We start from the raw sequence: 20619 nt of genomic DNA on the forward strand, positions 1-20619 counted from the left end.
CCCCGAAAAAGAGGCCTACAAGCCCCGCCAGCACCAGAAAATAGTCCACTTTCGCCCTCGAGACCTGTTTCCTCACTGAAGTAACGGGCCTCTGCCGCCGTTTCATCAGGGCGCAGAAAACAAAAGGGCCGCTCCTTCTCGGGGCGGCCCTTTTTTGTTTATCGGCGCGGTTTAGTGGACCACGGCGTCGTCAGGTTTGTCGCGGTTGGTCGCACCAACACGGTCGCCAATCAGCAGGCCCTCTGCCCCCGCGCGCACAGGAATGGTATCACCATCCTTGATGTCGCCCGCGAGCAGCGCCTCGGCGAGTGGGTTTTGCAACGCCCGCTGGATCACCCGCTTCAATGGCCGCGCGCCAAATACAGGGTCATAGCCCTCATCCGCCAGCCACTTCATCGCGCCTTCATCCAGATCAAGCTCGATCTTGCGCGCCAGAAGCCGCTTCTTGAGCCGCGCAAGCTGGATCTCGACAATTCCGCCCATATCCTCGCGCCCGAGGCGGTCAAAGATGATCGTCTCCTCCAGACGATTGAGGAACTCGGGCCGGAAATGCGCCCGCACCGCGTCCATCACATCGCGTTTCGCGTCAGAGGCATCGGCCCCGTCAGGAAGCTGGCTCAAAGCCTGCGCGCCAAGATTTGATGTCAGGATAATCAGCGTCTGCTTGAAGTCCACAGTGCGCCCCTGCCCGTCGGTCAAGACACCGTCGTCCAAGACCTGCAACAGCACGTTAAAGACATCGGGATGCGCCTTTTCCACCTCGTCAAACAGCACGACCTGATAAGGCCTGCGCCGCACGGCTTCCGTGAGCACGCCGCCTTCGTCATAGCCGACATAGCCGGGAGGCGCGCCAATCAGACGACTGACAGAATGCTTCTCCATGAACTCCGACATATCAACCCGCACCATGGCGTTGTCATCGTCAAACAAGAACTCGGCCACAGCCTTGGTCAGCTCGGTCTTGCCCACACCCGTCGGGCCAAGGAAGAGAAAACTGCCCAAAGGCCGCCCCTCGTCGTTCAGCCCTGCGCGCGCGCGGCGCACCGCATTGGCCACAGCCGTCACAGCCGCATTCTGTCCAATGACACGCTTGTGCAGCCCGTCTTCCATCCGCAAGAGCTTGTCGCGATCACCTTCCAGCATCTTGCCCGCAGGAATCCCTGTCCAGCGCTCGATAACTTGCGCCACATGTTCGGGGCGCACCGCTTCTTCAACGGTCATGTCGCCCTCGCTGGCCTCTGCTGCAGCGAGCTTTTTCTCCAGATCAGGGATCACGCCAAAGCGCAGCTCACCTGCGCGGGCAAGGTTGCCCTCGCGTGTCGCAATGTCCACATCCGCGCGCGCACGGTCGAGCTGTTCCTTCAGTTCCCGAGCGCCTTCCAGCTTGTCGCGCGCCGCCTGCCAATTGGCAGTCATCTCGTCAGATTTCTCCTGCAAGTTGCCAAGGTCTTTCTGGAGCCGCTCAAGACGGTCTTTCGAGGCCTCGTCGTCTTCATTCTTCAAGGCCTCAACCTCGATCTGCATCTGCAATATCTGACGGTCCAGCGCATCAAGCTCTTCTGGCTTGCTGTCGACTTCCATACGCAGACGGCTCGCCGCCTCGTCCATTAGGTCGATGGCTTTATCAGGCAAAAAGCGGTCAGTGATGTACCGGTTTGAAAGCGTCGCCGCCGCCACCAAGGCACTGTCCGAAATCCGCACACCATGGTGCAACTCGTATTTCTCCTTGATGCCCCGCAGAATAGAAATCGTGTCTTCCACGCTCGGCTCGTCTGTAAACACAGGCTGGAAACGCCGCGCAAGGGCCGCGTCTTTCTCCACATGCTTGCGATACTCGTCAAGCGTCGTCGCACCCACACAGTGCAGCTCGCCGCGCGCCAGAGCGGGTTTGATAAGGTTCGCCGCGTCCATCGCGCCGTCGCCCTTGCCCGCGCCGACAAGCGTGTGCATCTCGTCAATAAACAGGATGATCTCGCCCGCCGCGTCAGTGACTTCGTTGAGCACAGCCTTGAGCCGCTCCTCAAACTCGCCACGGTATTTTGCGCCAGCAATCAGCGCGCCCATATCCAGCGACATCAGCTTCTTGTTGCGCAAGCTTTCAGGCACATCGCCATTGACGATACGCAAGGCAAGCCCCTCGGCAATCGCGGTTTTCCCGACACCGGGCTCACCGATCAGAACAGGGTTGTTCTTTGTGCGGCGGCTGAGAACCTGCATGGTGCGGCGGATCTCGTCGTCGCGGCCGATGATCGGATCGATCTTGCCTTGCCGCGCGCGCTCTGTGAGATCAGCGGCATATTTACTCAAGGCCTCATAGCTGTCTTCCGCGCTCGCTGAGTCCGCCGTGCGGCCTTTGCGAATATCGTTTACCGCCGCATTCAGCGCCTGCGCATTCACAGCGCCCGCATCCATCGCGTCTTTCGCAGCCGATTTCACCATCGCCAGCGCCATCAAAATACGCTCGACAGGCACAAAACTATCACCCGCCTTCTGCGCAAGGCTCTCAGCCTCGCCCAGTACCTTGGCCAATGATTTATCAAGATATGGCTGGCCCGTATCGCCACTCACTTTGGCGATCTTGGCAACGGCAATATCGACAGCGTCTTTCACCCGTGTAGGCGCGCCACCCGCTTTGGTGATGAGGTTGCTCGCAAGCCCCTCACTGTCGTCCATGATTGCTTTCAGCAGGTGTTCGGGCATCACACGCTGGTGATCTTCCCTCATAGCAATTGTCTGCGCAGCCTGCAAAAACCCGCGCGAGCGCTCCGTGAACTTCTCTAGGTTCATGGTCTTTCTCCTTTTATAAGCCTTCCCTGCTGGCGCACCCAAAAGAGGCATACGTCGCGTCGGGAACCTTGATACAAAAATGGGGTGGATCGCGCTCCGCTTCAAGAGCTTGTCATGTAAAATAGCCGTCGGCGGATTTTCGCAATTAGTTACAAACTGAGTCACCTTTATGTGAAACCCCCTTTTATTAGGCCAAGCACATGCCATCTTATCCACAGGCAACGGCACAGCGCCCTGCCCGTTAGGAGGACCAGTATGTCTTATGGTAAATCACGCATTGCGCGCATCCGCTACAATCTAGAGTTTTCTGGCTATGAAGCGATTGTCTTTATCCAAGATGCAGGAGAGACCTTCAGCTATCCAAGCTTCGTCGCCGCCCCGCTTGATGCGGAATATGCATTGGTGATGGAGCAACTTTCAAGCAAAGCCCTGCGCAAACACCGCTCCGCCAATCCGGGTCTGCGCTCGCACCTCAAGCGGCTCACAGCCACGCCTCAGGCCCCAGAGCTCCCCCCGCTCGCAGCCTGAGACATTCGGCTCCTTCATAGTGCATGCCCTTGACGCCACGGTTAATCCCCGCAACAAGGCCAAAACCCGCTGTGAAGGAGCCCCCATATGTCAGATGATCGCCTCATCGTCGCCCTCGATGTCCCAAATGCCATCGCGGGGCTTGAGCTCGCTGCCAAACTTGGCGACGCCGTAAGCTTCTACAAAATCGGCCTCGGCATGCTGACAGGCGGTGGCCTTGCGCTTGCGCAAGAGCTGAACGACGAACACGGCAAGCGCATCTTCCTCGACATGAAACTCTTTGACATCGGCGCAACGGTTGAAGCCGCTGTGCGCGGCCTCGCACAGTTTGATCTCGACTTTCTCACCGTGCATGGTGACCCTCATGTCGTGCGCGCCGCCAAGGAAGGCGCCGCTAACTCTGATATGAAAATCCTGGCTGTCACGATCCTCACATCACTTGACCGCGCCAATCTGGACGCATCACTCCTCAAAGCAGGCGATGTTCAAGAGCTGGTGATAGAACGTGCCGCGCGCGCCTTCGATGCGGGCGCCGATGGCGTCATCGCCTCACCCCAAGAAGCCGCGCTGATCCGCGCACTCCCCGAAGCCATTGGCAAGCTCATCGTGACCCCTGGTGTGCGCCCCGCGGGTGCTGCTCTTGGTGACCAAAAGCGTGTTGCGACGCCTGCACAGGCTGTCACAGACGGGGCTGATCATATTGTCGTAGGCCGCCCCATCTGGCAGGCTCAAGACCCCGCCGAGGCCGCCCGCGCTGTGCTGGCCGAGCTGCCAAAGCTCTAACCCCAGCGAGAGCTGTCAGTCTTCGTTGATATCCCGATCCCAGGTCTTCACCTGCCCCTTACGCACGCCCATAGTGCGCCTAAGCCCGATCCAGCCGATGAGGGAGAACACCGCAAAGACAACAAGCGTCAACGTAAATGATCCGCCGAGATATGCGCCCAGCGGCCCGCCCAAAGCGAGCAGCGCACCAACCACGGCCGCGCCAATGGCAAAGCCCAAAAGGATAAATCCAGGCGCAAGGATCTCGAGAATTCCGAGCCCAAGCGCCAGTGCCAGCCAGACCCACCAAAGGCTCCAAAGCCCATCACCTGTCATCATATCCATCACTTACCGCCCTTCAACATGCCAAAGGCGTTCTTGAAGGCATCAATCGCATCCGCAGGCAGCAAGATCGTCTGCTTCCCCGCACCCGCGCCCACCTTGGCCAAAGCGTCAACTTGCTTGAGCGCAACCTGATACTGCGCCGCCTCAAGCCCGTTATCCGCAATCGCTTGGGCAACAACACCCGTCGCATAGGCCTCCGCATCCGCTTCGATCCGACGCGCCTTGGCAATCTGCTCGGCCGCATAAAGCTCAGCGTCCGCATTGAGCTCGACCGCGCGTTTCGCGCCCTCCGCCCGTGTGACCTGAGCACGCCGCTCGCGTTCCGCATTGAGCTGCTGCAGCATCGCATCGCGCGTCGCCTGATCAAGATTCACATCCAGAATTTCGGCGCGCGTCACCTCGATCCCCCAATTGTCGACCTGATCTTCAACAGCGTTCTGGATTTGCCCGATCAGGCTGGAGCGATTACTCTGAACCTCATCAAGCTCCATCTTGCCGATCTCTGCACGAACAATGCCTGCCACTGTCGTGGCAATCGCCGCGTCAACATCGCGAATGCGGTAAACTGTCTTTTCAGGCTCCAGAATACGATAAAACACACTGGTCTCGACCTGTACCAAAACGTTGTCTTTAGTGATCGCGTCCTGAGACGCCGTCGGCAACTGCCGCTCAAGGATACTCACCTTATGGCGCACCACATCGATAAACGGCACGATAAAGTTGATCCCTGGCCCAAGCACCGATTTCAAGCGCCCAAAGCGCTCCACCACATATTTCTCAGACTGCGGGACAATCCGCACCCCGAGGAAAATCGAAATAATGATTAGCAGCGCGATCAGCAGGGCCACAAGATTCCCGCCCAGCAGACCCGTCAAAATTTGTTCCAAACTCATGTCACTCTCCCAAATCTCCGTCAAATATGGGGGCAAGCTGTCAAACTTCCAAGTAGAATTGCGCATTGGCTCGGCGTATGAAGTGTCATGCCAAGCCTCTGTCGAGATTGTTTACACCCTTTTGAAACGGGAGCGCGCTGCCCAGCCTGCCGCAGCCCCCGTATCACTGCACACCCAGAGCTATATGATCTCAGCATCGCCCACATGGATTGCGATGCCTTCTATGCCTCCGTTGAAAAGCGCGACAACCCAGCGCTGGCCGCCAAACCCGTGATTATCGGCGGAGGCCGCCGCGGCGTTGTCTCGACAGCTTGTTATATCGCGCGCATTCGCGGCGTGCGGTCTGCCATGCCAATGTTTCAGGCGCTCAAGCTCTGCCCCGATGCCGTCGTTGTTGCCCCCCGCATGGACGCCTATGTGCAAGCCTCCCGCGCCATCCGCGCCATGATGGAAGAGATGACCCCCGAAATCGAGCCGCTGTCGCTTGATGAAGCCTTCATGGATCTCACAGGCACCGCGCGGCTGCATGGCCGCCCTCCTGCCATCATGCTCGCCCGTCTCATCAAACGAATGAAAGACGAGCTTGGCCTCTCAGGCTCTATCGGCCTCAGCCACAACAAATTCCTTGCCAAAGTCGCCTCTGATTTGGAGAAACCCAAAGGGTTTTCGGTCATCGGCAAGGCCGAAACAGCCGATTTCTTGCGCGACAAACCCGTTCGCCTGATCTGGGGGGTCGGTGCCGTCTCCCAAGCCGCGCTCGACAAAGCGGGGATCCATCTGTTCTCCGATCTTCTGCGCTGGAGCGAGGTGGATCTCACAGCCCGCTTCGGCTCCATGGGCACACGGCTTTATCACCTCGCCCGCGGAGAAGACAGCCGCCGCGTCTCCGCCCATGAGCCGGTGAAGTCGATCTCCAAAGAGACAACCTTCTCAGAAGACACAGGCGACAAAGACCTCCTTGATGGGCACCTCTGGCGGCTCGCCGAACAAGTCTCGGATCGCGCCAAAGCCAAAGGCTTTGCCGGCCAGACCGTGACGCTCAAACTCAAAACGGCGAGCTTTAAAAGCCTCACCCGCCGCCAGACCCTGCATGACGCCACTCAAATGGCCGACTCAATCTATCGCTCCGCCCGTACCCTCTTTGATCAGCTGGACGATGAAGGCCCCTTCCGCCTCATCGGAACGGGCCTCTCGGGCCTCGTTCCAGCCAGCGACGCCGATCGCTCCCATGATCTTTTGGATGAGGGCGCTGCGAAACGCTCCGATGTGGAACGCGCCACAGACCAAATTCGCGAAAAATTCGGCAAAGACGCTATCCTCAAAGGCCGCGCCCTACGCTAGGGTCGCACCCAAAGCTGCGCCACACCCCTTCTTCTCTTCAAAAATACCCTGGGGGGAGCGCGAGGGGCGGGGGGAGCGCGAGGGGGGCGAAGCCCCTCTCGCTCCAGCGCGATTTGGCGCAGCCAAAGCGCAAACCCTGCAACACTCACAGCCCGAAAAATTCAAGAGCCGTCATCCAGCATTCGTACTTCTCGCTGCGGGAAGGGGATCGAAATATTATTTTCCTGAAACTTGTCCCAAAGCGCGAGGTAGACATTGCCGCGGATGTTGGTCAGCCCGCCAGTCGGATCTTTGATCCAGAACCGCAGAATATAATCCACGGAATTGTCGCCAAACCCGACAATATGGCAAACTGGCGCTTTATGACTTAACACTCGGTCCACACCCCGCGCCGCCTCAATCGCCAGCGCCCGTACCTTATGGGGGTCATCACCGTAGGCAGTACCAAAATAGATATCGAGCCGCACAAAATCGTCTGAGTGCGACCAGTTCACAACCTGTCCCGTAATCAGGTCTTCGTTCGGGATAAGATATTCCCGTCCATCGCGCGTGACTACAGAGGTATAACGTGCACCCAGCGTGTTGATCCAGCCAAAGGTCTCACCAAGGCTGATCACATCCCCCGGTTTGATCGACTTGTCCAAAAGAATGATCACACCGGAAACAAGGTTTGAGACAACCTTTTGCAAACCAAAACCAAGCCCGACACCAATCGCCCCCGAAAGAACAGCCAGCCCCGTCAAGTCCACCCCAGTGGCCCGCAACCCGACAAAGAGCGCGAGCCCGTACAGCCCGACCTGCGCAAACTTTATGACAAGCACTTGCATCGACGGGCTGATATCTTCGTTGCGCCGCACACCGCTTGCCGTCGCCTTTGAGACAGAGCGCGCGAGGAAAAACAGCAGGCCAAGCGTGAACACTGCCTGCACCAACATCCAGATCGAAAGCCGCAAGGTGCCCAGCTCAATCGCCGCCGTGTCCATCAGACTGATGGCCTCTTCGGTGATCCCAAGGATCACCAGTGTCGCCCAGGCCCAGCCGGCGTAGCGCACCAAAGACCGTAAAAATCCGTTGTTGATCAGCCGCGTGACAATCGCGATCACGAGCCAAGCAAGGGCAAGATTGGCAATCACACCAAGCAAATAGGACCGCGAGGGCCATGTCAGCTCGCGCATCAGCCAAACCGTCGGGAAGATCAGCAGAACAAAACAGATCAGCCGCAAACGCCTTTCGACAAGCAACATGAACCGCAAGCGCCACTTGGGCCAGTTTTCCCGTGAGCGCATCCATTCGCGGTAGCGCGGCCGCAAGAGCTTGGCCAAAAGATGCGCGACAATGAAAAGCCCGAGCGCAATAACGATCTGATAGGCATTCCAAGGCCGCAACAAGCCTTCTAAAAAGCCCTGCGCCTTGTCCGCCAATGACAAGGCAATCTCTTGCGCTTCATTCACAACAGCTCCCGAGGCCTGCTCTGGCGCGGATGTGGCGGGCGTTCTGGCCGCTGGCAGATTTGGGTTTGTGGCCAATGTCGTTTCGTTTTCCATGCGGTCTCTTTTCTTTTCAGAGTTACATGTGCAGGCCAAGCGGACAAGACCAAGCCATCAAACTCTTGCAGGCAACCCGCCCAAGCTGTATCTGTTTGGCCATGACACAGATATTTGACATCGACGACCGCGCTCGCCTGCGCGAACGCTTCTTCTCCGAAGAACGCCTCGTCGCGGCGTGCCTCTAAGCCGCCTCGCCTGTCTTTTCGACCGCCACCATTCAACATTCTTTATACGGGAGAGGACACATGTCCCCCAAAACACTCTATGATAAAATCTGGGATGCCCACGTCGCCCATGAAGCCGACGATGGCACCTGCCTTCTCTACATTGATCGTCACCTTGTCCACGAAGTGACATCGCCTCAGGCGTTTGAAGGCCTGCGCATGACCGGCCGCAAGGTTCGCGCACCAGAAAAAACAATCGCTGTGCCCGATCACAACGTCCCCACAACGCTTGACCGCGCCAAAGGCATCGAAAACGAAGAGAGCCGCATCCAGGTCGATGCGCTGGACAAGAACGCCCGCGAATTTGGCGTGCACTATTATCCAGTTTCCGACGTTCGCCAAGGCATCGTTCACATCGTTGGCCCTGAGCAAGGTTGGACGCTTCCAGGCATGACAGTCGTCTGCGGTGACAGCCACACAGCGACTCACGGCGCCTTTGGGGCGCTCGCCCACGGCATCGGCACATCAGAGGTCGAGCACGTGCTCGCCACCCAAACGCTGATCCAGAAAAAATCCAAGAACATGAAAGTCGAGATCACTGGCAAACTTATGCCCGGTGTGACCGCAAAAGACATCACCCTCGCCATCATCGGCGAGACAGGCACAGCTGGCGGCACAGGCTATGTCATCGAATATTGCGGCGAAGCGATCCGCGATCTTTCGATGGAAGGCCGCATGACTGTTTGCAACATGGCCATCGAAGGCGGCGCACGCGCAGGCCTTATCGCGCCTGACGAAACAACATACGCCTATGTCAAAGGCCGCCCTCACGCTCCCAAAGGCGCACAGTGGGAAGCCGCCCTCAACTGGTGGAAAACGCTCTACACAGACGAAGACGCCGTGTTTGACAAAGTCGTGACCCTCAAAGGCGAAGACATCCAACCCGTTGTCACTTGGGGCACATCGCCCGAAGACGTTCTGCCAATTACAGGTGTTGTGCCTCACCCCGAGAGCTTCAAAGGCGGCAAGGTCGACGCGGCCAAGCGCGCGCTTGAGTATATGGGTCTTACTGCGGGCCAGAAGCTCACAGACATTCAGATCGACACAGTCTTCATCGGCTCTTGCACAAACGGGCGCATCGAAGATTTGCGCGCTGCGGCCGCAATCCTGAAAGGCAAGAAAATCAAGGACGGCATGCGCGCCATGATCGTTCCAGGCTCGGGCCTTGTGCGCGCGCAGGCCGAAGAAGAAGGCTTGGCTGATATCTTCAAAGAGGCGGGCTTTGAATGGCGCCTCGCGGGATGCTCCATGTGCCTCGCGATGAACCCTGACCAGCTCTCGGAAGGCGAGCGCTGCGCAGCCACCTCAAACCGCAACTTCGAAGGCCGCCAAGGCTACAAGGGCCGCACACACCTTGTGTCGCCCGCCATGGCCGCCGCCGCTGCCATCACAGGCCACCTCACAGACATTCGGGATATGATCTAATGGACAAGTTCGAAAAACTCTCAGGTATCGCCGCGCCGATGCCCCTCGTGAATATCGACACTGATATGATCATCCCCAAGGTGTTTCTAAAGTCGATTGCCCGCACAGGCTTTGGCAAAAATCTCTTTGACGAAATGCGCTACAACCGCGATGGCACAGAAGTAGCCGACTTCGTGCTCAACCAGCCCGCCTACCGCGAAGCGCAAATCCTCGTGGCCGGTGACAACTTCGGCTGTGGTTCCTCGCGCGAACACGCGCCTTGGGCCATCGCCGATTTTGGCATCAAGGCGGTCATTTCAACAAGCTTCGCCGACATCTTCTACAACAACTGCTTCAAGAACGGCATCCTGCCGATTGTCTTGCCGCAAGAGGCTGTCGATGTCTTGATGAAAGACGCTGAAAAGGGCGCCAACGCTCGCATGGATGTTGATCTCGAAGCTCAGACGGTGACGACTTCAGATGGTGACGTTTTCGCCTTTGAAGTCGATGCCTTCAAAAAGCACTGCCTGCTCGAAGGTCTGGATGACATTGCCCTGACCATGGAAAAGGCCGCCGCGATCGACACATTCGAAGCCGCAGCGAGTCAGTCGCGCCCTTGGGTTTGAGCCGGCTCTAAAATATCAAGCGCGGCTGCAAGACAGCTCTCGTGGCCGCGCATTGAACACTTTGATTAAAACTTCCCAAATCTGTCCCTATGGGCAAAACTGCCCGATCGTACAAAATGTAGTAAAATTGTTTTGAAACGCCACATTTACGATCCACAATTGATGCAATCTCGCACCACTTGCTCCCTTAAAGCGCCCCATTTCCAAGCTCTTATCAACGCATGACTTGAGCTGTGAATCGAAAGAAGGCAAAATTTGGGCAAGATTGAGGCATACCGCCATAAAGAGCGGGTTCAAGTTGGAACAAGGACACGGCATCGTATCGTGACCGACCAAGTTGGAAGGATTGGGCAGTGTTTACTCGTGTAACTGGCGCAGCTTTGCGCGCTATATTAATGGCTTTTCTGGTGGCTATGCCATCACTCTTGCTTCCGAATGTCAGCACTGACACCAGCCAGATCACGGTCTTGGTGGCGCTTCTGGCGTTTTTGATGGTCTTCATCGAGTACTACAGCCAATATCCCTCAATCATCGAATTTCGCTACGCCTCTCCCTTCAACAGGCTGCGCTTCTTGGCATTGTTCGTGATTGTGACACTGCTCTCTGTCATTCTCGCCAGTCCCACAGGCTCCAATCCGATGGCCAACACGCTGACGCAGCTTGGCACAGCTTGGGGAACAGCGCTTGATTTTCCCTTCTCGCCTGTTCGCCTTGTCGTCCTGATGATGCCTGAATATGCCTCGGCCGAGCTGATCGGCTCTGTTCGCACCTCAGCGGGTATAGCCTATATGGTGTCGCTGGTTGCCCTTTTCGTATTTGTCACAATGGTCCGCCTCCTCGGCTGGCCGACACGCAACCGCGCCTTTAACGTCTGGATCAACCTGCCCCTGTTTGACCCGACAGCAGGCGGCGATGTGGTCCACCGCCTCAAACGCGACGCAGGTCTTAACATTGTGTTAGGAATTTTGCTGCCATTCTTGATCCCAGCCATTGTGAAAGCTGCATCAAGCTTCATTGATCCGATCTCGATGCAGAATCCGCAAACCTTGATCTGGACGATGACAGCATGGGCCTTTCTTCCTGCAAGCATGATCATGCGTGGTATCGCCATGGGTCGGATCGCCGAGCTGATCGAGGAAAAGCGCAATCGTGCCTACTCAGAAGCCGAAAAAAGCGGATTGCAAACCGCCTCTGCCTGATCGTTTTCGCACTCCTGCTCCTCGTCCCAGTCGCCTCCCCGCTTTGGGCAAAAGACCTGCGCATCGCCTTTTATAGCGCGGGCCTCTCGCGCAAAGGCCCTGGCCTCCTCTTACGCGACATCTCCCGCAGAGACGCGCAGGCCCTTGCCGCCAGAGACGTGATCGCACGCACAGATCCCGACATCCTCGTTCTCGCAGATTTTGACTATGACGCAGAGCTTTCCGCCCTGCGTGCCTTCGCTGATCTGCTCGCCGAAACAGCCGCGCCCTATCCCTACGCTTACGCCCGCCGTACCAATACGGGCTGGGCCACGGGCCTTGATATGGATGGGGATGGCCGCTTCGGTGGCCCCCGCGATTCACAAGGCTTTGGCTACTTTGCGGGCCAAGGCGGCCTCGCCGTCCTGTCCCGCTTCCCGATTGACGAGCCGCACCTTCAGGATTTCTCCGCCCTCCTCTGGCACGATTTCCCCGAGGCGCTCCTGCCCACTCACGCAAGCGGCGCCCCTTTCCCCTCTGATGCGGCTCTTGCCGTCCAACGCCTCTCGACAACAGCGCACTGGTCCCTGCCCGTCACCCTGCCCAGCGGCCCGCTCACCTTGCTGATCAGCCAAGCCACACCACCCGTCTTTGACGGCGCAGAAGACCGGAACGGCAAGCGCAACCACGACGAAAATGCCCTCTGGCTTCACCACATCGAAGGCCGCCTCGGCACGCCCCCTGCTGGTCCCTTCGTCCTTGCCTTCGGAGCCAATCTAGACCCCGCAGATGGCGCAGGGCGGCGCGAGGTGATGCAAGCCCTGCTCGCCCACCCCAAGCTGCAAGACCCCCTGCCCAAAAGCGAGGGCGCAGCCGCCGCCACCACCCCCGATCATCTCGGCGATCCCGCGCTTGATACGGCAGATTGGGCAGAGCCCACCGCCCACACATTCGGCCCTGGTAACATGCGGGTCGATTTCCTGCTGCCCTCCGCTGATGTCACCGTCACCGATGCCGGCGTCTTCTGGCCAGCGCTCCCTTCCTCAGACCACGCGCTCGCCCTTGCCGCCAGCCGTCACCGCCTCGTCTGGACCGATATCAGACTGCCCTAGAACATCTTGCAGGGGCGCGGCCTCAAACTCTGGAAAAGCGCCTGTAACTTGCCCCGGAAAGCGTCTGGGACGCACTCGAAGCTGGCCTTGCACCTTATGTTTCTTGACCCTCCCCTCGCCAGCCGCTAGCTCAGAGCCAAGCTTTTCAAACGAGGAACTACATTATGAGCAACCCTTCGCTTCTTATTCTTCCCGGTGACGGCATCGGCCCCGAAGTTATGGCCGAAGTCCGCAAGATCATCGACTGGTATGGCGCAAACCGCGGCCTCGCCTTTGACGTCAGCGAAGACCTCGTCGGCGGCGCGGCCTATGACGCGCACGGAACGCCCCTGCATGACGACACGATGGCAAAGGCCCAAGAGGTTGACGCCGTTCTCCTCGGCGCCGTTGGTGGACCCAAATATGATGTGCTCGACTTCTCCGTAAAGCCGGAGCGCGGCCTTCTGCGCCTGCGCAAAGAGATGGACCTCTTCTCAAACCTGCGCCCCGCGCAGTGCTTTGACGCGCTGGCCGATTTTTCCTCGCTCAAGAAAGATGTGGTCGCGGGCCTAGATATCATGATCGTGCGCGAGCTCACCTCAGGCGTCTACTTCGGCGAGCCGCGCGGTATCTTTGAAGAAGGCAACGAGCGTGTGGGCATCAACACGCAGCGCTACACTGAAAGCGAAATCGCCCGCGTGGCGCGCTCCGCCTTTGAACTCGCGCGCAAGCGTGGCAACAAAGTTTGCTCAATGGAAAAAGCCAACGTCATGGAATCAGGCATTCTCTGGCGAGATGTTGTGACAGAAGTTCACCAAGCCGAATACGCCGACGTTGAGCTTTCTCATATGTATGCCGACGCAGGCGCGATGCAGCTCTGCCGCTGGCCCAAGCAGTTTGACGTGATCGTGACAGACAACCTCTTCGGGGATCTCTTGTCTGACATGGCCGCGATGCTTACAGGTAGCTTGGGCATGCTGCCCTCTGCCTCGCTCGGCGTGCCAATGGCCAATGGCCGCCCCAAGGCGCTCTATGAGCCAGTACACGGCTCCGCCCCAGATATCGCGGGCCAAGGCAAAGCCAACCCGATCGCCTGTTTGCTCAGCTTCGCTATGGCCCTGCGCTACAGCTTTGATCAGGGCGCTGAAGCCGATCGTCTGGAAAAAGCTGTCGAAAAAGTTCTCGCCGATGGTTTGCGCACAGCAGATCTTCTCGGAGAAGAAGGTGTCAGCGCGATCAGCACCTCCGAGATGGGTGATGCCATCGTTGCGGCTCTCACAGCCAGCCTCTAAGGCCTCCACTCTATCACAAACGGCTCCGCCTCTCGCGGGGCCGTTTTGCGTTCAGGCTCTCAGCCTCAGCTCTGAAACCGCCTCGCTCAAGCCCGCCCGAAAGAGCTGTGCTAATGGCGAGACGTCCTCCTCCGCCCGCGTCATAACACCCACTGGTCCCGCGGTAATCCCTGTTTCAATGGGAAGCTGCTCCAAGAATCCGCTTGCGATATCGCCCGCGACAACACTTTGGGAAATGATCCAGACCGCCTCGCTCGCCCGCGTCAGCCCGCGGCCATAGTCGCCCGAAACACTCTCAATCCGATGCGGCAACTCGGCCACCCCCTCGGCAATGAAGAGCCTATCCACCAAAGGCCTGATCGCCGCGCGCTCTGTCGGATAGATCACAAACTGGTCGCGCAGCGCCGCAAGCCGCCGCTCGCCACACAGCGGATGCCCCGTACGCACAACGAAAGCCACCTGCTCGCTATAAAGCTGCGTAAAGCTGATCCCTGTCATCGTCGCGGGTGGGCCCATCCGACCAACAACCAGATCAAGCGCCCCGGCGCGCAACCGCTCCATCAAAAAGCTGTGCGGTCCATCCTCCACCTTCAGGACTGTCTCAGGTTCCTTCTCTCGAAACTTCAAGCTCGCCAAGGGCAAAACCCGCGCCGCAACGCTCGGCATCGCACCCACAGAAAGAGCCCCCGCGCCGCCTGCCTTAAGCCGCGTCACACCGTCAAAGCCTTGCCTGAGTGCCGACAGGCTTGCCTCAGCACCTTTCAGAAAAACGGCCCCTTCAGCACTCAGCTCTACGCCACCACGCCCACGGCTCATAAGGCTTGCACCAAGAATATCCTCAAGCTCTTTGAGAATTTTGGAGATCGCAGGCTGTGTCAGTCCAAGCGCCTCACCCGCCCCCTTGAGACTTTTGTGGCGGGCTATCTCGGCAAAGGCCTCGATATGACGAAGCTTGATACGGCGGTCCATAACTTTCCTTTTTTGGAAACTATATCGCCATCTAATTCATTTTACATATCAAATTTGACCATTAAAATTCACAAACGTTCTAGAAAGGCAAACCATGCGTACCCAAGTCGTCATCATCGGCGGTGGCCCCTCTGGCCTCCTCCTCGGACAACTCCTTCACACCCAAGGCATTGACGCCGTGGTACTGGAGCGCAAAACGCGTGACTATGTCCTAAGTCGCATCCGCGCGGGCATCCTTGAGACTGGCACGATCAGCCTGATGCACAAAGCAGGCGTTGGCGCACGGCTTGAGGCGGAGGGCTTTGTGCATGAGGGCACGATCATCTCCTATGGGGACGAAGAGTTCACCATCAATTTCAAAGAACACACCGATACATCTGTCGTCGTCTACGGCCAAACAGAAGTCACCCGTGATCTATATGACGCCCGCGAAGCCGCTGGCTTGCAGACCCTCTTCAATGTCGAACAGGTCGAAATCCACTGCGCCGACACAGACAAAGCCTACGTTACTTATAATGTCTGCGGAGAGACCCACCGCATCGATTGCGACTTTATCGCCGGCTGCGATGGCTTTCACGGTGTCTCACGCCAAACAATCCCGTTGTCCGTGCGCCGTGAATACGAAAAGGTTTACCCCTTCGGCTGGCTCGGCATCCTCTCAGAGACCCCCCCCGTCAACGACGAGCTGATCTATGCCGCCTCCGAGCGTGGTTTTGCCCTCTGCTCCATGCGCAACGCCAAGCTCAGCCGCTATTACATCCAGTGCTCCCTCTCGGACAAACCCGAAGACTGGACAGACGAGGCCTTCTGGCAAGAGCTGAAGCGCCGCATACCAGTCCAACACGCCGAAAAGCTTGTCACAGGCCCAAGCATCGAAAAGTCCATCGCCCCCTTGCGCAGCTTTGTGACGGAGCCAATGCGCTGGGGCCGCCTCTTTCTCTGTGGTGACGCGGCCCATATTGTCCCGCCCACAGGGGCCAAAGGGCTCAACACTGCCGCAAGCGATATTCACTATCTCTTTGAAGGCCTCAAACAACACTACCTTGAGAACAACAGCGCAGGACTGGATACCTACAGCGAAAAGGCCCTCGCCCGTGTCTGGAAGGCCGAGCGTTTCTCGTGGTGGATGACAAATCTTCTGCACCGCTTCCCCGATCAAACCGAGTTTGATCTCAAAATGCAAAAGGCCGACATCGACTTTTTGCGCAGCAACAAATCCGCGCAAAGCGTCATGGCCCAAAATTATATAGGCCTGCCCTACTAGGAGTCTGATTATGAGTGACCGTTACAATAAGGGTATGGAGGTGCGCCGCCATATCCTCGGCGAGGCCCATGTCGCCCGCGCCGAAGCCGCCAAAACCGAGTTTGACACTCCATTTCAGGAGCTGATCACAGAAACCGCTTGGGGCAATGTCTGGGCCTCTGACGGCATCCCTGATCGCGAGCGCTCGATGCTGACACTTGCGCTTCTCGCCGCCTTAGGCAACTTTGACGAGATCCCGATGCACATCCGCGCTACGGCGCGTACGGGCGCAAGCAAGACAGACGTTCTTGAAGTCTTCCAACACGTCGCGCTCTATGCAGGCGTGCCCCGTGCCAACCACGCGCTAAAACTGGCCAAAGAGACCTATGCCGAAATGGAGGCAGACACATGAAACCAGCCGAGTTCTACCAACGTGACCGCAACTGGCATGCGCCTGCCCTCACGCCGCCTTACAAAACATCGGTCGCCCGTTCGCCGCGCTATTCGCTCATCTCGCTGGAAAACACCCCGAGCGAAATCACCGGTCCGCGCTTTGGCCACAATGATATCGACCCGCTCGATAACGACCTCCTGAACAACTACGCCAAAGCAGGCGAGAGCCCCATTGGCGAGCGCATTATCGTTCATGGCCGTGTCTTGGATGAAAACGCCCGCCCCGTGCCCAACACTTTGGTCGAAGTCTGGCAAGCCAACGCAGGCGGACGCTACCGCCACAAGAAAGATAACTACCTCGCCCCGATTGATCCGAACTTCGGCGGCTGCGGGCGCACCTTGTCCGACGCCGAGGGCTATTACTACTTCCGAACAGTCAAGCCTGGCGCCTACCCTTGGCGCAACGGTATCAATGATTGGCGCCCCGCGCATATCCATGTCTCAGTTTTTGGCTCGGGCTTCGCACAGCGCCTCATCACCCAGCTTTACTTCGAGGGCGACCCGCTCATCGCGCGCTGTCCGATTGTCCAGACAATCCCCGATCCAACCGCGATAGACCAGCTCACGGCAAAGCTTGATATGAACGCAACGATTCCGCTCGATACGATTGCTTATCGTTTTGATATCGTCCTGCGCGGCCGCCGTTCGACGCTCTTTGAAAACAAGCTGGAGGGGAATTGATATGAGCAACGCGCCCAAATACCTTAAAGAAACCCCCTCCCAAACCGCTGGGCCCTATGTTCACATCGGCCTCGCGCCGGGGGCCGCTGGCTTTGATATCTACCGCGAAGAGCTGGGATGGGACATCGCAGGCCCCAATGCGGCGGGCGAGCGTATCCGTATCGAGGGCCTCGTGATCGACGGGACAGGTGCGCCTGTGAAAGACGTGCTGCTTGAAGCATGGCAGGCCAATGCGGCAGGCGTCTATGCACACCCCGAAAGCGGGGGCGAAGTAGAACAAGGCTTTCGCGGCTGGGGCCGTGTCATCACAGATTTTGCCACAGGCGAATGGGGCTTTGATACGGTGAAGCCAGGAGCAACCCTCGGCCGCAACGGACAGATGCAAGCGCCCCATATCAACCTCTGGATCGTCGCGCGCGGCATAAACGTGGGCCTCAACACGCGGCTCTATTTTGAAGACGAAGACAACAGTTCCGACCCTGTCCTGAACTCTATCGAATGGGAACACCGCCGAGCGACTCTTGTGGCCAAGCGCACAGAAACAAAAACAGGCAACACCTACCGCTTTGACATCCGTCTCCAAGGCGACGGCGAAACCGTATTCTTCGATATTTAAGGCATCTCAATGACCAAACCCTGCATTCTCTGCTGCGCCATCACTGGCTCTGTCCCGACCAAAGCGAACAACCCGGCTGTGCCCACAACAATCGCAGAGCAAGTCGAAAGCTCCCTCGCCGCCATTGAGGCGGGCGCAAGTATCATCCACGCGCACGTGCGCAACGACGACGAAACGCCCAGCTCGGACCCCGAGAAGTTCGCCCGCCTGCAAGAAGAGCTGCGCAAGCATGCTCCCGAAGCGATCTTGCAGTTTTCCACGGGCGGTCGCTCTGGTGCAGGCCATGAGCGCGGCGGGATGTTGTCCTTACGCCCCGATATGGCCTCGCTCTCCGTGGGGTCCAACAACTTCCCAACGCGGGTCTATGAGAACAGCCCCGATCTTGTCGCATGGCTCGCCTCCGAGATGGTCAAATACGAGATCACGCCAGAGGTCGAGGCGTTCGACCTCTCTCACATCCTCGGAGCCATCCGTATGCATGAACAAGGCACGCTCTATGGAAAGCTCTATGTGCAGTTCGTCATGGGCGTGAAAAACGCCATGCCCGCCGATAAAGAGGTGTTTGATTTTTATGTGCAGATGATGAAGTCCCGCGCGCCAAGCGCCGAATGGTGCGCAGCTGGCATCGGGCCAAACCAGCTCGTTGTCAACGAATGGGCCATCGCTGCAGGCGGGCATACGCGTGCAGGACTTGAGGACAATATGCGCCTTGATCGTGACACTCTCGCCCCGTCCAACGCGGCGCTGATCGCGCGCGCAGCCGCGCTTTGTGACAAATACGAGCGCCCCGTCGCAACCGCGGCTCAGGCCCGCGAACTACTCGGCCTACGCCCCGCTTAGAGGAAATCTCTGGATCACATGAAACTGCCCCGCAGCGTCCTCACCACAGAGGCACAGCGAGGTTATAGCATGTGGCGCGCCCAAGTCAGGCAGCACAGCTTCCAGCTGGTTGACCACAGCTTCGCGCGCCCCTTGCGCAACCGGCCCCGTCAGGGTCAGATGATAGCGGAAGTCGTCAAACACATGCGGATAGCCCCAACGCTTGAGGTTTTCTAACTTCCGCTCGCTCATATTAGGCCGCAGCTTGCGCTCATATTCCGCTGCACTCTTAGGCGCACGAAAGGCCTCAAGTTCGAGTACGCAAGACCCCGCCAAGCGGTTCAACGCCTCACTGTCTCCCCTCGGCACAAGCGCAAAAAAGCTTCCCAACCGCGCCAGTTCAAGCGTGATCTCCACAGGCGCAAGCCCCGCCGCCAGCGCCTTCACAGCGCCCGCAAGCCCGCCCTCGCTCTGGCCTTCCGCAAGCGAAAAAGGCGCCTTCAATGTCGCATGAAAGCCATAGCGCGCAGGCCGTTCCACCAGCGCAGCACCACTCCCCAGCCACGCCGCGCCAAAGGATCCAAGCGCCCCCTCAGGGCAGTCATAAATCGCATAGCGCTTATACATCAGTGCCCCCGCATCTTCGCCACAATCATCGAAACCGCAAAAGCAATCGCCGCAGCACAGACAATACTCGGCCCTGCAGGTGTATCAAACCAAAGTGCCCCGCGCAGCCCCGCCACAGCCGCCAGTGCACCAAAGCCAAGCGACAGAGCAATCATGCCTTCAGGCGTACGCACATGTGGCCGCGCACTCGCAGCAGGAATGATCAGAAGCGCCGTGATCAAAAGCGCCCCCACCGCCTTGATCCCGACAGCCACAACCAATGCCAGCGCAGCAATCAGTCCCATCTCCTCAAGCTTCGTGTTGTAGCCGCTCGTCTCCGCCAGATCAGGCGAGAGCACCCAAGTCACAAGCGCCTGCCAGCGCCAGACAAGCCACAGCGCGACAACAGCAGTCACACTCCAAATCAGTGCCAGATCGGCACGCGAGACTGTCAGCACATCTCCAAAAAGATAGGCCTCCACATTAATCACCCGCGATTGCGAACTCATCGCCACAGCCACAAGCCCAAAGGCCAGCGCCGAGTGTGCGATCACCCCAAGCGACGAATCCGCCGACTGGCTCCGCCTCGTCAGCGTGACAAACAAAACCGCAACCAAGAGCGCCGCAAACAAAACCCCGATAAATACCGAAACCGCAAAACCAAGCGACAGGGCAACACCCAGAATCGCGGCATGCGCCATCGCATCGCCAAAATATGCCATCCGCCGCCAGACAACGAAGGGGCCAAGCGCCCCCGCCGCCAACGAAACACCAAGGCCCGCGAGCCCCGCGCGCACCAGAAAGTCATTGAGCATCAGTGAGCGTCCTCATGGTCGTGGGCGTGGTCATGCCCGCAGTTTTCGTCGTGTACGTGATCATGCTCATGACGATACAGCGCCAGCGCCCCCTGCGTGCCCGAGCCAAAGAGGCGTCGGTATTCAGGCGCATTGCGAACAATCTCGGGTGTCCCCTCACAGCAGATATGCCCATTGAGGCAAATCACACGGTCAGACGCGCTCATCACCACATGCAGCTCATGACTGACCATCAACACAGCACAACCAAGCTCGCCACGCAGATCTTCAATCAGACGGTAAAACTCGGCTTGCCCGGGTTGGTCCAGCCCCTGCGTCGGCTCATCCAGCATCAATACATCAGGCTCCACAATCAGCGCGCGCGCCAGCAAAACCCGTTGCATCTGCCCACCCGAAAGC

The 20619-nt window shown here is 58.3% G+C and carries 21 protein-coding genes; 13 read left to right on the forward strand and 8 right to left on the reverse strand.

Going from position 1 to position 20619, the window contains the following annotated elements; genetic code table 11:
- Nucleotides 1–171: 171 nt before the first annotated feature.
- Nucleotides 172–2787, reverse strand: a complete 2616-nt coding sequence (gene clpB / locus P8O11_RS01990; RefSeq protein WP_300291100.1) for an ATP-dependent chaperone ClpB — start codon at nucleotides 2785–2787, stop codon at nucleotides 172–174.
- A gap of 255 nt (nucleotides 2788–3042) precedes the next feature.
- Between clpB and P8O11_RS01995 the strand changes: the two genes are divergently transcribed.
- Together P8O11_RS01995 and pyrF are read left to right on the forward strand one after the other, a co-directional pair.
- Nucleotides 3043–3315 (forward strand): hypothetical protein, encoded by a 273-nt coding sequence (locus tag P8O11_RS01995; RefSeq protein WP_300291102.1) that lies wholly within the window; start codon nucleotides 3043–3045, stop codon nucleotides 3313–3315.
- A gap of 87 nt (nucleotides 3316–3402) precedes the next feature.
- On the forward strand, nucleotides 3403–4098 hold the full coding sequence (gene pyrF / locus P8O11_RS02000) for an orotidine-5'-phosphate decarboxylase (protein WP_300291104.1): 696 nt from the start codon (nucleotides 3403–3405) through the stop codon (nucleotides 4096–4098).
- A 15-nt stretch (nucleotides 4099–4113) separates the two neighbouring features.
- Here pyrF and P8O11_RS02005 read toward each other — a convergent pair whose 3' ends face one another.
- Nucleotides 4114–4422, reverse strand: a complete 309-nt coding sequence (locus tag P8O11_RS02005) for a hypothetical protein (RefSeq protein ID WP_333908505.1) — start codon at nucleotides 4420–4422, stop codon at nucleotides 4114–4116.
- Nucleotides 4422–5315, reverse strand: coding sequence for an SPFH domain-containing protein (locus P8O11_RS02010; RefSeq protein WP_300291107.1), 894 nt, complete (start codon nucleotides 5313–5315; stop codon nucleotides 4422–4424). The genes P8O11_RS02005 and P8O11_RS02010 overlap by 1 nt, the downstream gene beginning before the upstream one ends.
- Before the next feature lie 87 nt (nucleotides 5316–5402).
- On the opposite strand from P8O11_RS02010, the gene P8O11_RS02015 reads away from it, so the two are divergent.
- The gene (locus tag P8O11_RS02015; protein ID WP_300291110.1) at nucleotides 5403–6656 is read left to right on the forward strand and encodes a DNA polymerase IV; all 1254 of its coding nucleotides are present in this window, start codon (nucleotides 5403–5405) and stop codon (nucleotides 6654–6656) included.
- Nucleotides 6657–6817: 161 nt separating this feature from the next.
- Here P8O11_RS02015 and P8O11_RS02020 read toward each other — a convergent pair whose 3' ends face one another.
- Nucleotides 6818–8200, reverse strand: coding sequence for a mechanosensitive ion channel domain-containing protein (locus P8O11_RS02020; RefSeq protein ID WP_300291112.1), 1383 nt, complete (start codon nucleotides 8198–8200; stop codon nucleotides 6818–6820).
- Nucleotides 8201–8448: 248 nt separating this feature from the next.
- Between P8O11_RS02020 and leuC the strand changes: the two genes are divergently transcribed.
- The 5 genes from leuC (at nucleotide 8449) to leuB (ending at nucleotide 14018) form a co-directional block, all read left to right on the forward strand.
- Nucleotides 8449–9852 carry a 3-isopropylmalate dehydratase large subunit gene (gene leuC, locus P8O11_RS02025; protein WP_300291114.1) on the forward strand — a complete coding sequence of 468 codons (1404 nt, stop codon included), beginning with the start codon at nucleotides 8449–8451 and terminating at the stop codon, nucleotides 9850–9852.
- On the forward strand, nucleotides 9852–10457 hold the full coding sequence (gene leuD / locus P8O11_RS02030) for a 3-isopropylmalate dehydratase small subunit (protein ID WP_300291116.1): 606 nt from the start codon (nucleotides 9852–9854) through the stop codon (nucleotides 10455–10457). Before leuC ends, leuD begins: the two co-directional genes overlap by 1 nt.
- A gap of 353 nt (nucleotides 10458–10810) precedes the next feature.
- Nucleotides 10811–11656, forward strand: coding sequence for a hypothetical protein (locus P8O11_RS02035; protein WP_300291118.1), 846 nt, complete (start codon nucleotides 10811–10813; stop codon nucleotides 11654–11656).
- 119 nt (nucleotides 11657–11775) lie between these two features.
- Nucleotides 11776–12747, forward strand: a complete 972-nt coding sequence (locus tag P8O11_RS02040; protein ID WP_367186815.1) for an endonuclease/exonuclease/phosphatase family protein — start codon at nucleotides 11776–11778, stop codon at nucleotides 12745–12747.
- Between the two features lie 164 nt (nucleotides 12748–12911).
- Nucleotides 12912–14018: a 3-isopropylmalate dehydrogenase gene (gene leuB / locus P8O11_RS02045; protein WP_300291120.1), complete on the forward strand. Its 1107-nt coding sequence runs from the start codon at nucleotides 12912–12914 to the stop codon at nucleotides 14016–14018.
- A 51-nt stretch (nucleotides 14019–14069) separates the two neighbouring features.
- Here leuB and pcaQ read toward each other — a convergent pair whose 3' ends face one another.
- Nucleotides 14070–14987, reverse strand: a complete 918-nt coding sequence (pcaQ, locus tag P8O11_RS02050; RefSeq protein WP_300291121.1) for a pca operon transcription factor PcaQ — start codon at nucleotides 14985–14987, stop codon at nucleotides 14070–14072.
- A gap of 94 nt (nucleotides 14988–15081) precedes the next feature.
- On the opposite strand from pcaQ, the gene pobA reads away from it, so the two are divergent.
- Genes pobA through P8O11_RS02075 form a run of 5 tightly spaced genes read left to right on the forward strand, consistent with a single transcriptional unit; the run spans nucleotide 15082 to nucleotide 18820 of the window.
- Nucleotides 15082–16251 carry a 4-hydroxybenzoate 3-monooxygenase gene (gene pobA, locus P8O11_RS02055; protein WP_300291124.1) on the forward strand — a complete coding sequence of 390 codons (1170 nt, stop codon included), beginning with the start codon at nucleotides 15082–15084 and terminating at the stop codon, nucleotides 16249–16251.
- 10 nt (nucleotides 16252–16261) lie between these two features.
- The gene (gene pcaC, locus P8O11_RS02060) at nucleotides 16262–16642 is read left to right on the forward strand and encodes a 4-carboxymuconolactone decarboxylase (RefSeq protein WP_300291126.1); all 381 of its coding nucleotides are present in this window, start codon (nucleotides 16262–16264) and stop codon (nucleotides 16640–16642) included.
- The gene (gene pcaH / locus P8O11_RS02065) at nucleotides 16639–17364 is read left to right on the forward strand and encodes a protocatechuate 3,4-dioxygenase subunit beta (protein WP_300291128.1); all 726 of its coding nucleotides are present in this window, start codon (nucleotides 16639–16641) and stop codon (nucleotides 17362–17364) included. The genes pcaC and pcaH overlap by 4 nt, the downstream gene beginning before the upstream one ends.
- 1 nt (nucleotide 17365) lies before the next feature.
- Nucleotides 17366–17980: a protocatechuate 3,4-dioxygenase subunit alpha gene (pcaG, locus tag P8O11_RS02070; protein ID WP_300291130.1), complete on the forward strand. Its 615-nt coding sequence runs from the start codon at nucleotides 17366–17368 to the stop codon at nucleotides 17978–17980.
- A 9-nt stretch (nucleotides 17981–17989) separates the two neighbouring features.
- Nucleotides 17990–18820, forward strand: a complete 831-nt coding sequence (locus tag P8O11_RS02075) for a 3-keto-5-aminohexanoate cleavage protein (RefSeq protein ID WP_300291132.1) — start codon at nucleotides 17990–17992, stop codon at nucleotides 18818–18820.
- Here P8O11_RS02075 and P8O11_RS02080 read toward each other — a convergent pair.
- The 3 genes from P8O11_RS02080 to P8O11_RS02090 all read right to left on the reverse strand — a co-directional run.
- Nucleotides 18806–19426: a DUF1045 domain-containing protein gene (locus P8O11_RS02080; protein ID WP_300291134.1), complete on the reverse strand. Its 621-nt coding sequence runs from the start codon at nucleotides 19424–19426 to the stop codon at nucleotides 18806–18808. The genes P8O11_RS02075 and P8O11_RS02080 overlap by 15 nt on opposite strands.
- Nucleotides 19426–20220: a metal ABC transporter permease gene (locus P8O11_RS02085; protein ID WP_300291136.1), complete on the reverse strand. Its 795-nt coding sequence runs from the start codon at nucleotides 20218–20220 to the stop codon at nucleotides 19426–19428. Before P8O11_RS02085 ends, P8O11_RS02080 begins: the two co-directional genes overlap by 1 nt.
- The coding region (locus tag P8O11_RS02090) for an ATP-binding cassette domain-containing protein (protein WP_300291138.1) at nucleotides 20220–20619 on the reverse strand (400 nt) is incomplete at its 5' end. The genes P8O11_RS02085 and P8O11_RS02090, both read right to left, overlap by 1 nt.

The organism is Lentibacter sp. (assembly GCF_029254145.1).
GTDB lineage: Bacteria > Pseudomonadota > Alphaproteobacteria > Rhodobacterales > Rhodobacteraceae > Lentibacter.

Coding starts and splice junctions, on each gene's coding strand:
- P8O11_RS02005 (WP_333908505.1), bottom strand. CDS start 4,422: ATGGATATGATGACAGGTGATGGGCTTTGGAGCCTTTGGTGGGTCTGG.
- P8O11_RS02020 (WP_300291112.1), bottom strand. CDS start 8,200: ATGGAAAACGAAACGACATTGGCCACAAACCCAAATCTGCCAGCGGCC.
- leuD (WP_300291116.1), top strand. CDS start 9,852: ATGGACAAGTTCGAAAAACTCTCAGGTATCGCCGCGCCGATGCCCCTC.
- P8O11_RS02075 (WP_300291132.1), top strand. CDS start 17,990: ATGACCAAACCCTGCATTCTCTGCTGCGCCATCACTGGCTCTGTCCCG.
- P8O11_RS02080 (WP_300291134.1), bottom strand. CDS start 19,426: ATGTATAAGCGCTATGCGATTTATGACTGCCCTGAGGGGGCGCTTGGA.
- pcaG (WP_300291130.1), top strand. CDS start 17,366: ATGAGCAACGCGCCCAAATACCTTAAAGAAACCCCCTCCCAAACCGCT.
- pcaH (WP_300291128.1), top strand. CDS start 16,639: ATGAAACCAGCCGAGTTCTACCAACGTGACCGCAACTGGCATGCGCCT.
- pcaC (WP_300291126.1), top strand. CDS start 16,262: ATGAGTGACCGTTACAATAAGGGTATGGAGGTGCGCCGCCATATCCTC.
- P8O11_RS02015 (WP_300291110.1), top strand. CDS start 5,403: ATGCCAAGCCTCTGTCGAGATTGTTTACACCCTTTTGAAACGGGAGCG.
- leuB (WP_300291120.1), top strand. CDS start 12,912: ATGAGCAACCCTTCGCTTCTTATTCTTCCCGGTGACGGCATCGGCCCC.
- pyrF (WP_300291104.1), top strand. CDS start 3,403: ATGTCAGATGATCGCCTCATCGTCGCCCTCGATGTCCCAAATGCCATC.
- pobA (WP_300291124.1), top strand. CDS start 15,082: ATGCGTACCCAAGTCGTCATCATCGGCGGTGGCCCCTCTGGCCTCCTC.
- P8O11_RS02010 (WP_300291107.1), bottom strand. CDS start 5,315: ATGAGTTTGGAACAAATTTTGACGGGTCTGCTGGGCGGGAATCTTGTG.
- pcaQ (WP_300291121.1), bottom strand. CDS start 14,987: ATGGACCGCCGTATCAAGCTTCGTCATATCGAGGCCTTTGCCGAGATA.
- P8O11_RS01995 (WP_300291102.1), top strand. CDS start 3,043: ATGTCTTATGGTAAATCACGCATTGCGCGCATCCGCTACAATCTAGAG.
- leuC (WP_300291114.1), top strand. CDS start 8,449: ATGTCCCCCAAAACACTCTATGATAAAATCTGGGATGCCCACGTCGCC.
- P8O11_RS02085 (WP_300291136.1), bottom strand. CDS start 20,220: ATGCTCAATGACTTTCTGGTGCGCGCGGGGCTCGCGGGCCTTGGTGTT.
- clpB (WP_300291100.1), bottom strand. CDS start 2,787: ATGAACCTAGAGAAGTTCACGGAGCGCTCGCGCGGGTTTTTGCAGGCT.